Genomic DNA, 13,631 nt, shown 5'->3' with positions numbered 1-13,631 from the left:
AATAAGAGTGCTTGAGTAAACCAAAAGGAAAGAAATCGTTAAGGGCGTATGGCGGATGCCTAGGCTTTCAGAGGCGAAGAAGGACGTGGTAAGCTGCGAAAAGCTACGGGGATTGGCACACACGAATTGATCCGTAGATATCCGAATGGGGCAACCCAATACATTGAAGATGTATTACACCGTAAGGTGAGCGAACCCGGAGAACTGAAACATCTAAGTACCCGGAGGAAAAGAAATCGAAGAGATTCCGTAAGTAGTGGCGAGCGAAAGCGGATTAGCCCAAAAGTTTATATATGTTTAGTAGAATACACTGGAAAGTGTAGCCATAGAGGGTGATAGCCCCGTACATGAAAGGCATAAATAGATGAAGAAAGAGTAGGGCGGGACACGTGAAATCCTGTCTGAATATGGGGGGACCATCCTCCAAGGCTAAATACTCCTGAAAGACCGATAGTGAACAAGTACTGTGAAGGAAAGGTGAAAAGCACTTCGAATAGAAGGGTGAAAGAGAACCTGAAACCGTACGCCTACAAGCGGTCGGAGCAGCATTGAGCTGTGACGGCGTGCCTTTTGCATAATGAGCCTACGAGTTAATTTTACTAGCGAGGTTAAGGATTTAAGATCTGGAGCCGAAGCGAAAGCGAGTCTGAATAGGGCGTTGAGTTAGTAGGATTAGACGCGAAACCTTGTGATCTACCCATGGGCAGGTTGAAGCTTTGGTAACACAAAGTGGAGGACCGAACCGGTTGACGTTGAAAAGTCTTCGGATGACCTGTGGGTAGGGGTGAAAGGCCAATCAAACTGGGAGATAGCTCGTACTCCCCGAAATGCATTTAGGTGCAGCGTTGTGTTAGTTTATTAGAGGTAGAGCTACTGATTGGATGCGGGGGTTTCACCGCCTACCAATTCCTGACAAACTCCGAATGCTAATAAATGATGCACAGCAGTGAGGGCATGGGTGCTAAGGTCCATGTCCGAGAGGGAAAGAACCCAGACCAACAGCTAAGGTCCCCAAATATATGCTAAGTTGAAGCAACGCGGTTGAACTGCATTGACAGCTAGGATGTTGGCTTGGAAGCAGCCATTCATTTAAAGAGTGCGTAACAGCTCACTAGTCGAGCGGTTCGGCATGGATAATAATCGGGCATAAGCATATTACCGAAGCTATGGCAGTATTGTATACTGGGTAGGGGAGCATTCTATCGGCGCTGAAGCTGAGCTGTGAGGCTTGGTGGAGCTTATAGAAAAGAAAATGTAGGCATAAGTAACGATAAAGCGGGCGAGAAACCCGCTCACCGAAAGACTAAGGTTTCCTCAGCCATGCTAATCAGCTGAGGGTTAGTCGGGGCCTAACGCGAACCCGAGAGGGGTAGTGGATGGACATAGGGTTAATATTCCCTAACCTGCTCACAATAAAAGTGACGGTTCAGCCAGACTTCTGGAGACTGACGGAATAGTCAAGGCTTAGCCTTCGGGCGAAGCTGTTGAAGAGTAACTGGATCCAAGAAAAGCGAGTGCAGCAGCCCGTACCATAAACCGACACAGGTAGTCGAGGAGAGAATCCTAAGGTGCTCGAGTGAGTCGTGGCTAAGGAACTAGGCAAAATAGTCTCGTAACTTCGGAATAAGAGACGCCATCAGTAATGATGGCCGCAGTGAAGAGGCCCAGGCGACTGTTTATCAAAAACACAGGACTCTGCTAAATCGAAAGATGCTGTATAGGGTCTGACACCTGCCCGGTGCTGGAAGGTTAAGGAAGGTTGTTAGCGTAAGCGAAGCGATTGACTGAAGCCCCAGTAAACGGCGGCCGTAACTATAACGGTCCTAAGGTAGCGAAATTCCTTGTCGGGTAAGTTCCGACCTGCACGAATGGTGTAACGATCTGGGCACTGTCTCAGCCACGAGCTCGGTGAAATTGTAGTATCGGTGAAGATGCCGATTACCCGCAATGGGACGAAAAGACCCTGTGAACCTTTACTATAACTTCGTATTGCCTTTGAGTAAGTAATGTGTAGGATAGGTGGGAGACTTAGAAGCTGGCACGCTAGTGTTGGTGGAGTCGTCGTTGAAATACCACCCTTTGCTTACTTGGAGTCTAACTTCTTTTTAGAAGGACATTGCGTGGTGGGTAGTTTGACTGGGGTGGTCGCCTCCAAAAGAGTAACGGAGGCTTTCAAAGGTACCCTCAGCACGCTTGGTAACCGTGCGTAGAGTGTAATGGCATAAGGGTGCTTGACTGTGAGACCTACAAGTCGATCAGGTGCGAAAGCAGGACATAGTGATCCGGTGGTTCCGTATGGAAGGGCCATCGCTCATAGGATAAAAGGTACTCCGGGGATAACAGGCTAGTCTCCCCCAAGAGCTCACATCGACGGGGAGGTTCGGCACCTCGATGTCGGCTCGTCACATCCTGGGGCTGGAGAAGGTCCCAAGGGTTGGGCTGTTCGCCCATTAAAGTGGCACGCGAGCTGGGTTCAGAACGTCGTGAGACAGTTCGGTCTCTATCTATTGCGGGCGTTAGATGTTTGAGAGGGCTTGAATTTAGTACGAGAGGACCGATTTGAACAAACCTCTGGTGTATCTGTTGTGCCGCCAGGCGCACCGCAGAGTAGCTATGTTTGGTTAGGATAAGCACTGAAAGCATATAAGTGCGAAACCTGCCTCAAGATGAGACATCTTTTAAGGGTCGTGGGAGATGACCACGTTGATAGGTTATAGGTGTAAAGTTGGTAACAACATAGCCGAGTAATACTAATTACCCGTAGATTTATTGCCTTTTTTCAGGCACTCTTAGTTAAGCGGTTTGCTCTTTGTGAAAGTTTTTATCTAAGAGCTGTAGGCTATAGTCTTTAAGCATTAATCGAAGTGATTATTGTTTTAGAGTAAGCCGAAAGCGAAATAAAGCATATGTTAAAAGCAGAGTGTATTTATAAGCCTAGGGCTTATTTCCTCATGCTTATAGCTAAAGACCTTTAGGGTGGTTTTAGCGGTGGGGCTCACCTGTTCCCATTCCGAACACAGAAGTTAAGCCCACCAGCGCCGATGGTACTGCGAAAGCGGGAGAGTAGGTCGCCGCCAGTTTTTTAATCGAAAGCCTTGTGAATCCTCACAAGGCTTTTTCGTTTTTATATATATCACTACTCGTTAATTAACCAAAAGTGAATAGCTAATCACCAATCAGCTCATATTGGTCTGATATTGTTTTAGATTCTTTTCGAGTTCATGGATGATGATTTTAGAAAGGCTTTTAGGTGCTAATACTTTTACTCGGTTACCATAGGAAAATAGTTCTTGGATGAAATCATAGGTAGGAACTAAAAAATACTCAAAGGTGGTGGTATCTTCGGTTTGGGATACGATGGATTGAGAATGATGGAGGGGCAAGGCTTTGATATAATGGACTTGTTGGGTATCAAAGGAGAGTCTTATTTTTTGTGGAATTTCTCCATTAGGGGAAACAATTCCAAAAGCGTGATGGAATGCTTCACCTGTATCATACATCTGTCTTTTAAATGAGCTATTACTGGTTTCTAATGGGTGATGCGGTCTAGGCCGTAGGCTTTTATTTGGAATTTTTCTTTTTTGTGTTCATTGGCCAATAGATACCATCGGTGTTTAAATTCTTTTAGGGCATAAGGTTCTACTGATTTTTTAACGATATTTCCATCGGTCCAAAATTTTTGGTAGTTAAAGGAAACCACTTTCTGTTGGGTAATGGCAGTGATGAGTTCATTAAGGTGGTAGAGTCCTCGTGCAGTGCGTTGTTCAAAGAACATAATATTGATTTTATGCTTTATTTCTCTGTAGGCATTTACTAGAAGAAGATTGTCTAGGATATTATCTTCCTGCTGGTCTATTTCGTCTTTTGCGATGTGATAGACACCTTTTTTTCGGTTGTACTGGATTTCTACTCCTAGAACTCTTTCTAAGGTATTTTTATCCCTTTGGAATGTTCTTTTTTCAAAACTAAATTCACCTAAAGCATCATGTTCTTTAAATTTCCTTTCCAATTCGTTTGTTATTTCTTCAAAAGTAGCCCCCCGTTCTCCTTTTGTTCTTAAAAAGTTCTCAATGCTTAAAGGAAAGCGAAGTCGCCAAGCGAAAGAGAATACAGGAATTGGAGGCAGATTGCGAAAAGTGGTTTGCCTACTATTTTCCTCTTCATTATAAAAATAAACCTGCTCCATTCCACATCAAAGCCAGTAAAAGGGTAACAGAAAATAGCGAATGGTTAGAGGTGCGTTCGTGGGCAAGGTCCTTGGCAAAATCTACAAGAACGATGATGGAGGTGTTGTATTTGTCGCTCACAGGAAAGAAAAAGAATTGGCTAATGATTGCCGATACCGAAGCCAACGCCATTAGGTTATTGATGCCGTATAAAAATATTTTAGAGGCAAATAATCGCATCATCAACGACTATGGCACACAAAAGCAAATCGGTAAATGGGAGGAACAGGAATTTACCTCAAAGGCTGGGTTTTCATTTCGTGCATTGGGCGAGGGGCAATCGCCCAGAGGTACGCGAAACGATGCGTATCGTCCTGATGGTATTTTGGTAGATGACTTTGATACCGATGAGAAATGCCGTAATAAGGACAGAGTAAAAAACGCTACGGATTGGCTACAAGAAGCGGCGTTTGCTACTCGTGATGTAGATACCGATTTGCTCATTATCGTCAATGGAAACATCATTGCCAAATACTGCACCATTACCATTTTGGGAGAGTTGGCAGATTGTTGGGATATTGTGAATTTGACCGACAAAAATGGGAAATCCACGTGGCCTAACAAAAACACACCCGAAGCCATACACCGAATGTTTTACAACTCCAAAGGCAAAAGGAAAGTCTCAGAAAAAGCCAAGCAAAAGGAGTATTACAACAATCCCACCGCAGAGGGCGACACCTTTAAGCAGTTTGTTTATGGCAAATGCCCACCGCCGAAAAAATGCGAGAAAATAGTAACCTATATAGACCCATCGCCCTCCAACAATAAGGACTGGGCAATTTTGGATGTTACGCTTTTCTTTGCGGTAACCCGCCATAGATAGTTTGCCATAATTATATTGTTTTAATTTCTACTTATTTTTTTACCAATAAAAAAGGATACAAAGCGTGTTTTTTCCTATTTTTTTCGGTTGGGCTCTGGTAAGCCTTGAAGTCCAAATAAGTAGAAACAGCCTGCGTCCCGTACGGGATGCAAAAACCAATTTCCACTATTATCTTAGACTTCTTTTTAAATGTACCAGATTTAACCGAATCCAATAATAGCAGGTGTTTTATGCAATATGTCTTTTAATATATTTTGTTCCGTATAATTTTCTAAATTTTAGAATGAATCCGTAAATTTAACAAAATTTTTAATATATACATACCGCAGGCTGTGATTTTTTTATTTTATTTTACAAATTTAAAAGTAGATAGAGTCAAAATGAGTCGCTTTGCTATTAGGGCTTAAAATTTTTCTGAAAATTTTCTAAAAATCCTTTTGATATTCTTAAAACTTTAGCCAAAAAGTAGGGGATGAGCCGGCTGTTCATCGTCTGCCATTTGAAAAGTTGCATGGAACTAACTCTGCCAAAAGTCAATAGTTACTTGCTATGAGTCATGAGTCATCGGAAAGTCTTTGTTGCTCATAAAAAATCCCCTTCCTGAAATGAGCAGAAAGGGGGCGGATGTTATTGTGTATGTTTGTTTTACAGCATCATATTCTGTTTCTTTTTCCAGTTTTTAATCCAAAAATAGCCTACTACGGCTCCTCCTAAATGGGCAAAGTGTGCGATATTATCTCCTTCCAATTGTCTTATTCCTAAATATAATGAACCTAAAATAATCATTGGTAAAAGATATTTTGCCTTAATCGGGAAAGGGATAAACATGAAGAAGAGCTTGGCATTAGGAAATAATATGGCAAATGCCGTTACTACTCCGAATATGGCTCCTGAAGCACCTACCATGGGAGTAATAAGAAAACGATACAGGTCTTGTGCAGGTGCAGGAAGACCATAGTAATAGCGGGCATCTCTTTCGGTATAATGGGCATTGGCAAAAACTTCGGAAGGGTTCATACCTATTGCTTCTACCGCTTGTACGATTTGCTGAATCTGAAAGAAATTCCACACATTAAACAAAACGAAAGACCCTAATCCACAGATAAAATAAAAGGTGATAAATTTTTTCTGTCCCATGATTCTTTCTAATACAGGCCCGAAACTGAAAAGCGTAAGCATATTAAATAAAATATGCATAAAATCTCCGTGTACGAACATGTGGGTGATGATTTGCCAAATCTTAAAATCTTGGCTCATAGGATAGTAAGCCGCTAAGAATGTTTTGAGCGGTGGAAATAAGAACTGTGTCAGTACAAATACAATGGCATTGAGCAGAAGAATTGCTTTTACTGCAGGAGGGATATTTCGGAAATCCATAGTTTTCTTTTTGTTTAAAATTTATTTTTGAGTTCCTCTAAAGGGAGTTCTATATAGCATCTTTTTCCATCGGGAAGGTATTGTGGGAAACCTAAGGCGGTAAAATCTTTGATGAGCTGTTCGGCATCTAACTTATTGATAAAGTCAAATCTGGATTTACTCTGTAGTTTATTCCACTGGTTTTGGTAATACTCCATGAAATCTTCTTCGCTCCGATAGTCTAAAATTTCGAATAGATTTTCTATAAATGCATGCACTTGGCTTTCTTTGAGTCCTTCTGGGACGGCCTGAATCCTCAAAACAGAATCATGAGCTAAATCAATTTGGAAGCCCAAAGTAGGTAAATATTTTTTGATAGAGCGGTATTTGGCTTTTTCCATTTCGCTCAAGTGGTATTCTACAGAAAAGAGTAGGGTATTAGAAATTACTTTTTTATTTTCTGTTTGGGTATTTCTTTCAGAGATGATGAGTCTGTGCATTCTTCCTAAATCCATCATCAGCGTTTTATCCTCTCTATTCATCAGCCAATATCCATTAGGCAGTCGCATCATATCTTCATCAAAATCTTCTTCTTCAAAGAGATTGATTTTAGAAGGGGTAGCTTCAAAGGAAGGTGTGTAAAAATCACTCATGCCATGGATTTGTGCCTGAGAGATAGTGTTTTCTGTTTCGAAGGGATTAAAATTTCTATCTACAGCGATAGTGGGTGGTATAGTAGAATTTCCTGATGATGCGTTGCTTTTAGAAGATTGTATGATCATCTCCTCAAAATCTGGATTTCTATCAAAATCCAAACTTGGAGCGATATTATAGATTCCCAAAGAACGCTTTATGGTAGATCTTATTAATGCGAAGATTAAATGCTCATCTTCAAATTTGATTTCTGTTTTTTGGGGATGTACATTTACATCTATTTTTTCGGGTTCTGTTTCTAGGAAAAGAAAAAAGCTAGGTGTATAGCCAGGCATCAGTAGCCCCTCAAATGCCTCTTGAACGGCTTTATTGAGGTAAGGGCTTTTAAAAAATCTACCATTGACGAAGAAAAACTGTTCTCCTCGTGTTTTTTTTGCTCCTTCAGGTTTGGCTACGAAACCTTGGAGTTTTATCCAGCCTAAATCCTCTTTCAGGGGGATAAGTAGGGGCTGTAGTTTTCGTCCGAAAATATCTACGATTCTCTGTAGTGAGCTTCCTTTCCGTAGTCTGAAAATGGGAGCATCATTATGAAAAAGATCAAATTCTATCTGTTCATGTGCCAATGCTACTCTTTGAAATTCATCTAGGATATGTCTAAATTCTACATTATTATTTTTAAGAAATTTTCTTCTTGCAGGGACATTGTAGAAAAGGTTTTTTACCGCGATGCTTGTTCCTGTAGTAGTTTGTATGGGTTCTTGGAACTGGAGCATTCCCCCTTCTATATAGATATTCGTCCCAATGTCAGCATCTTGTTTTTTGGTTTTCAGCTCCACCTGTGATACTGCCGCGATGGACGCTAGGGCTTCTCCTCTGAACCCCTTAGACATAATTTTAAATATATCTTCCGTAGTTCTAATTTTGGAGGTAGCGTGTCTTTCAAATGCCATTCGGGCATCTGTTTCAGACATACCTATACCGTTATCTACCACCTGTACTAAATTTCTTCCTGCTTCTCTTACAATGAGTTCCACTTTGGTAGCTCCAGCATCTATGGCGTTTTCCATAAGTTCTTTCACGATGGATGCGGGTCTTTGTACTACCTCTCCGGCAGCGATTTGATTGGCAACATGGTCAGGTAAAAGCTGGATGATATCTGGCATAGTACTTATTTCCGTGCAAAGTTACGGAATCCAAAGTAGAGCGTAAAGATGAAAATGTAAATGTGGAAAAAAATCATGAACATCCGCAATCTTTATCACAATGGCTTCTTTTGCTATCAAATTTTTTAGGCGAAAAATTTTTCTTAATGACTTTGAAAATAGAATAACAAGCAAATATGATGGCGAATATAATGAGGAGGTATTGTAGCGTTTCCATAGTGAATCATTCAGTGGTGATAATTATTACAAATGTACGCAAAATATGTTTTCATCTGTATATTAAGGAGTAGAATCGTTTTTAATATCGGAACTCATGCTCAGTAAGATGAAAATCAAAACCAATTTCTTATGCTTCCCCACTTCAAAAAAAAGAGTACTTTTGCAAAAATTTTCATCGGATGGCTAAAAATTTAGTGATAGTAGAGTCGCCTGCCAAGGCAAAAACCATTCAGAAGTATTTGGGAAAAGATTTTGAAGTGAAGTCTAGCTTCGGTCATATCAGAGATTTACCTAAAAAAGGAATGGGAATTAATCTCGAAACTTTTACTCCTGATTATCAAGTTTCTGCCGATAAAAAAAAGGTGGTAACGGACCTGAAATCCGCGGTGAAAAAAGCTGAAATGGTATGGCTCGCTTCTGATGAAGACCGTGAAGGAGAAGCCATTGCTTGGCATTTGGCAGATGAGCTAAAACTGAAAAGTGAAAATACTAAGAGAATAGTATTTCATGAAATTACTAAAAATGCCATTCTCAAAGCCATTGAAAATCCGAGAGAGATAGATCAGAATTTAGTCAATGCACAGCAGGCTCGTAGAGTGCTGGATAGGATCGTAGGTTTTGAGATGTCTCCTGTGCTTTGGAAGAAAGTAAAAACAGGACTTTCCGCAGGAAGAGTACAGTCAGTAGCGGTTCGTCTTATCGTGGAAAGAGAACATGAAATCAGAGATTTTAAGCCTGTAAGTTCTTATAAAGTAGAGGGGAATTTCATTACTGAAGACCAGCAGAAGATTAAGGCAAAAGTAAAGGTAGATTTTGCAGATGAAAAAGCAGCGGAAGCCTTTTTGGAACAAACTCAAACGGTGAATTTCTCAGTATTAAATATTGAAAAGAAACCAGGAACGCGTACGCCATCTGCTCCTTTTACCACTTCTACACTTCAGCAGGAGGCTTCTAATAGATTAGGCTATGGTGTAACTACTACCATGCGTGTGGCACAGAGACTTTATGAAGAGGGGTATATTACCTATATGAGAACGGACTCTGTAAACCTTTCTCAGGAAGCAATAGATGGAGCGAAAAATCAGATTATCAATGAATATGGAGTGGAGTACTCTAACCCTAAGAAATATACTACCAAATCTGCCTCTGCACAAGAGGCACACGAAGCAATAAGGCCTACGGATTTTTCGGTAAAAAGCATTGATGATGCTCAGCTGAATAAACTTTACCAGCTTATCTATCGTAGAACGCTTGCTTCACAAATGGCTCAAGCGAAAATAGAGAAAACGACGATCAGTATAGGGGGTAAGAAATTAAGTACTCATTTTGAAGCACAAGGGGAAGTAATTGTCTTTGATGGTTTTTTAAGAGCTTATGGCATGATGAAAGAGGAAAATGATGATGAACCAGTAGAAGGTATGTTGCCAAAAGTGGAAGTAGGAGCAAAACTTAGCTACTCTGAAATTAAGGCGATGGAGAAATTTTCTAGACCTCCTGCCCGATTTACAGAAGCGGCTCTGGTAAAAAAGTTAGAAGAACTCGGCATAGGAAGACCCTCTACTTACGCACCTACCATTCAAACGATTCAAAATAGAGAATATGTAGATAAAAGGGAAATTCTTCCTCAGCAAAGAGAAGTGATGCAGATGGTGCTGAAGAAAGGAAAGATTTCTAAAGAAATACGCACTGAAAATTTTGGAGGGGATAAAAATAAATTCGTACCTACGGATATAGGTGAAGTGGTAACGGAGTTTCTGATTCAGAATTTTGCTGAAATTTTGGATTATGGCTTTACCGCAAAAGTAGAGCAGGAGTTTGATGATATTGCTAATGGAGATGAACAGTGGAAAAGTGTACTCTCAGGATTTTATAATGAATTTCACCCTAAAATAGAAGATGTAGAGGAAAATGCAGACCGTGCTACTGGGGAAAGACTCCTAGGAAAAGACCCTAAAACAGGGAAGAATGTCTATGCCCGAATGGGGAGATATGGAGCCATGATTCAGATAGGTGAAAGTGATGACGAGGAAAAACCTACCTTCGCTTCACTCCTTACCATGCAAAATATCGCTACCATTTCTTTGGAGGAAGCATTGGATTTATTTAAGGTGCCTTTTGATCTTAATCCTGTGGATGCTTTGCCAGTGAGTGTGGGCGTAGGGCGTTTTGGTCCTTATGTGAAATGGGGAGAAACCTACATCAGTATCCCGAAAGGAGAAGATCCACTGAGTGTAAACCAAGAAAGAGCAGAGGAGATTATCGCTGAAAAGAAAAAAGCCGATGCTCCAGTGGCTACCTATAAGGGAGAGCCTGTAACGAAGGGGACAGGAAGATTTGGACCATTTATTAAATACCAAAATCTATATATCAATGTGCCGAAAAAGTATAATTTCGATGCACTTGCTACAGAGGAAATACATGAGCTTATTGAAGCGAAATTAGAAAAAGAAGCCAACCGGTATATTCAGCAGTGGCAAGATGAAAAAATCAGTTTGGAAAATGGTAGATGGGGGCCTTTTATTCGTTTTGGTAAGGCAATGCTCAAAATTCCTAAGAATGAAAATGATGAGAAATATACGGCAGATGAGCTGAAAGAAGTTTCTTTAGAAGAAGTGAAAAAATGGATTAAAGCACAGGATGAAACCGCCTTCGAACCAAAGAAAAAAACGGTAGCCAAGAAGACTGCTACAAAGAAAGCAACTACCACAAAAAAGACGACTAAGAAATAGAAAAAAATGCAAATTCGCTCTCTGAGGTTTCAAGATATTAAGACGCATTTTCCCATTAAAACCATGCTCATCATCATTGGGGTATGGCTGGTTTTAGCGTTAGGGAATTTTTTATCCATAGAGTATGGAGTATATTTAGGGGTGGATTTGTTTTTTCCATTTTCGGTGCTTTATCCTTCTGAGTTTTTATGGCAAGGCTTTATTTTTAGCTTCTTATTCGGTGTGGCAGGAGTGTATTGCTGGGATAAGGTAGAACGGTTTTCTTTATTACAAGTGATTTTGTGTTGTATATTGCTGGTTTTTTTAGGTAATATGATGCAGGGGAGTTTTGATAATGCTTTTCTTAAGCCTTTTTATTGGAAAGGACAGCAATATTATTCTGATGCCATAAAGGTTACAGATGCTGCTGATTTTCTCAGAACTTTTGAAGAGAAACAAGATACTTTTTTACTCCATACCAAAACGCATCCTCCCTTTGTAGTGCTGATACATTATTATTTATTGCAAATATCGGGAGGAAGTATAGTTTTTTTGTCTTTAGTATTCACTGGTTTTGCCATGCTTATTTTTCCTATTATGATGAGGATATGGCAGAATTTTGACTTTCCTGCATTACAAATCAAGAAATTATTATTATTATTGGCAATAGTACCTTCGGTAAATATCTATACTTTAGTGAGTTTAGATGGTTTGATATTGGTCTCTGTGGCATTGGCTTTGTGGGCGGTAAGTGAGGTGTACAAGGTAGGGAAAGTAAGTTTATTCTCCATTATTCTTACGGTTTTATCTATTGTTATTTCTAATTCATTGAGTTTTTCAGGGTTGTTTGTCATTGCTTTTTTAGGGATTTTAGCATTGGTTCAGCTATGGAAAAGAGACGCCCGATTTGCTTGGTTGGGAGGAATTAGCTTGATGATTTCCATTTTGGTCTTTTTAGGGTATTATTATATAGGAGGGTATAATCATTGGGAAGTGTTTAGAGCTGCTTCGGCGTCTGAAAACCGATATGGATTTATGCTTTTTTCTATTCCTCACATTTATTTTGCCACTCGTTTGCAAGATATAGCAGAAATCATGATGTTTTTATCATTGCCTTTTATTACGCTGTGGTTCGATAGAAAATACAGCGCTTCATTTTTAGAAGATTCGTTTACAAAAAAGGTGGCCTATTCTGCTATTTTTGTTTTGTTACTCATGTTTTCTACGGGGGCTTATGGCACGGGAGAAACGGCAAGGGCGTGTTTATTCATCGTTCCATTTATTTTTATTTTGGAGAGGAAAATACCTGCCATTACCTTTACCATTGTTTATTTTCTGTGTGTGATGCAGACATTAATCATGCAGACTGTAGGTAATTTTTTCTGGTAGTTAATATTAAAAACTATGAATATTTCTGATGTTTTTTCTCCTTTTCAGAAACCTGATGTAAAAGAATGGCAGTTGGGGGCTCATCTTCGTAAATCTTTGAATCATGGTCAGGTAGTTATACTTACTTGTAGTGATTATAGAGGTGTAAATATGGAAAGGACGGTAGATTTTTCCATGTTAAGAAATGAACTTTACCAGCTCGCTTCTATAGAAGCACAGTTTGCTTTTTATGATTTGGGAGATTTGATTTCAGGAAAGACCTTACAGGATACGCATTATATTTTACAAGAGGTTTTGCTCTTTCTTTTTCAGAGAAATTGTAAGGTCATCGTTGTAGGAGGAGGGGGTGATTTGTCTTATGCACTTTTTTCTGCGGTCAATTCATTTAAGAAAAGCGTAAGGTATGCTCATTTTTGTGCAGGTCTAGATATTCATTCGGAACAATTGGAGCAAGATTTAGACGCTACTAATTTCTTGGCAAAAATTTTTGATAACTCATCTTTTCATGTGAAAGATTTTACCCTTTTGGGATATCAGAGACATCTGACGAGTCCTTTTACACTGAATTACTTAAAAGAAGTAAATTTTGATACACTTCGTCTCTCTGAGATATTGTCTGCGTCTTATATCGTAGAGCCTAGACTTCGTTTTGCAGATTTGGTAACTATGGATGCCAATGTCTTAGAGACTATGCGTGAACCTATTGCTTTTCATCCTCAGGTCAATGGTTTGAATAGGAGGGAGATATGTTCATGTATGCAAAGTATAGGTTTAGGAGTGAATTTGTCTGCGGTAGGACTTTTTAATTTTGATTTTTCATCTTCTTGGCAAAATACATCTCTTCTCGCACAGATGATTTGGTATTTGATGGAAGGAATGTCCATTGCTCAAACTCGTCCAAGGGTACCAAATGTGGAAACTTATTTCGTAATGATTAATGAGGAGAATTTTGTTTTTAAAAAAGATGTTTTCACGGATCAATGGTATTTTGGTGCTTCTGAGTATCTGGAAAATTGTCTGCCTTGTAGCTATCAGGATTACCTTCAAGCGAAAAATGGAAGCATTCATCCAAGACTTTTGAAACAATAATGTT

The 13,631-nt window shown here is 39.8% G+C and carries 8 protein-coding genes and 2 rRNA genes; 6 read left to right on the top strand and 4 right to left on the bottom strand.

The genetic code is table 11. From position 1 onward, the window contains the following. Window positions 1–28 precede the first annotated feature (28 nt). Both HMPREF9699_RS01155 and rrf read left to right on the top strand, forming a co-directional pair. Window positions 29–2,774: ribosomal RNA gene (locus tag HMPREF9699_RS01155) — 23S ribosomal RNA — on the top strand. A 198-nt stretch (window positions 2,775–2,972) separates the two neighbouring features. Continuing rightward, window positions 2,973–3,080 (top strand): 5S ribosomal RNA (gene rrf, locus HMPREF9699_RS01150). Between the two features lie 96 nt (window positions 3,081–3,176). Here rrf and HMPREF9699_RS10720 read toward each other — a convergent pair. Together HMPREF9699_RS10720 and HMPREF9699_RS10715 are read right to left on the bottom strand one after the other, a co-directional pair. Further along, window positions 3,177–3,500 carry a WCX domain-containing protein gene (locus HMPREF9699_RS10720; RefSeq protein ID WP_002661680.1) on the bottom strand — a complete coding sequence of 108 codons (324 nt, stop codon included), beginning with the start codon at window positions 3,498–3,500 and terminating at the stop codon, window positions 3,177–3,179. 29 nt (window positions 3,501–3,529) lie between these two features. After that, a complete protein-coding gene (locus HMPREF9699_RS10715; protein ID WP_169313985.1) occupies window positions 3,530–4,009 on the bottom strand; it encodes a helix-turn-helix transcriptional regulator in 480 nt (159 codons plus the stop codon). 107 nt (window positions 4,010–4,116) lie between these two features. Between HMPREF9699_RS10715 and HMPREF9699_RS01140 the strand changes: the two genes are divergently transcribed. After that, a complete protein-coding gene (locus HMPREF9699_RS01140; protein WP_169313984.1) occupies window positions 4,117–5,049 on the top strand; it encodes a hypothetical protein in 933 nt (310 codons plus the stop codon). Between the two features lie 645 nt (window positions 5,050–5,694). Here the strand turns inward: HMPREF9699_RS01140 and HMPREF9699_RS01135 are convergent. Continuing rightward, window positions 5,695–6,426, bottom strand: a complete 732-nt coding sequence (locus tag HMPREF9699_RS01135) for a rhomboid family intramembrane serine protease (protein WP_002661677.1) — start codon at window positions 6,424–6,426, stop codon at window positions 5,695–5,697. Window positions 6,427–6,440: 14 nt separating this feature from the next. Next, window positions 6,441–8,222, bottom strand: a complete 1,782-nt coding sequence (gene mutL, locus HMPREF9699_RS01130) for a DNA mismatch repair endonuclease MutL (protein WP_002661676.1) — start codon at window positions 8,220–8,222, stop codon at window positions 6,441–6,443. A gap of 398 nt (window positions 8,223–8,620) precedes the next feature. Here mutL and topA point away from each other — a divergent pair, with 398 nt between their 5' ends. The 3 genes from topA to HMPREF9699_RS01115 are packed head-to-tail and all read left to right on the top strand — an operon-like array spanning window position 8,621 to window position 13,627. Continuing rightward, window positions 8,621–11,170: a type I DNA topoisomerase gene (gene topA / locus HMPREF9699_RS01125; RefSeq protein ID WP_002661675.1), complete on the top strand. Its 2,550-nt coding sequence runs from the start codon at window positions 8,621–8,623 to the stop codon at window positions 11,168–11,170. Window positions 11,171–11,176: 6 nt separating this feature from the next. Beyond that, window positions 11,177–12,538, top strand: a complete 1,362-nt coding sequence (locus HMPREF9699_RS01120; RefSeq protein WP_002661674.1) for a hypothetical protein — start codon at window positions 11,177–11,179, stop codon at window positions 12,536–12,538. Between the two features lie 15 nt (window positions 12,539–12,553). Continuing rightward, window positions 12,554–13,627, top strand: a complete 1,074-nt coding sequence (locus HMPREF9699_RS01115; protein ID WP_002661672.1) for an arginase family protein — start codon at window positions 12,554–12,556, stop codon at window positions 13,625–13,627. The last annotated feature ends 4 nt before the right edge of the window (window positions 13,628–13,631 follow it).

The sequence above is a fragment of the Bergeyella zoohelcum ATCC 43767 genome (assembly GCF_000301075.1).
GTDB lineage: Bacteria > Bacteroidota > Bacteroidia > Flavobacteriales > Weeksellaceae > Bergeyella > Bergeyella zoohelcum.
Note: the sequence above shows the minus strand (reverse complement) of the source record. Positions and strands in the feature narration are given on the sequence as shown.

Coding starts and splice junctions, on each gene's coding strand:
- HMPREF9699_RS10720 (WP_002661680.1), bottom strand. CDS start 3,500: ATGTATGATACAGGTGAAGCATTCCATCACGCTTTTGGAATTGTTTCC.
- HMPREF9699_RS01135 (WP_002661677.1), bottom strand. CDS start 6,426: ATGGATTTCCGAAATATCCCTCCTGCAGTAAAAGCAATTCTTCTGCTC.
- mutL (WP_002661676.1), bottom strand. CDS start 8,222: ATGCCAGATATCATCCAGCTTTTACCTGACCATGTTGCCAATCAAATC.
- topA (WP_002661675.1), top strand. CDS start 8,621: ATGGCTAAAAATTTAGTGATAGTAGAGTCGCCTGCCAAGGCAAAAACC.
- HMPREF9699_RS01120 (WP_002661674.1), top strand. CDS start 11,177: ATGCAAATTCGCTCTCTGAGGTTTCAAGATATTAAGACGCATTTTCCC.
- HMPREF9699_RS01115 (WP_002661672.1), top strand. CDS start 12,554: ATGAATATTTCTGATGTTTTTTCTCCTTTTCAGAAACCTGATGTAAAA.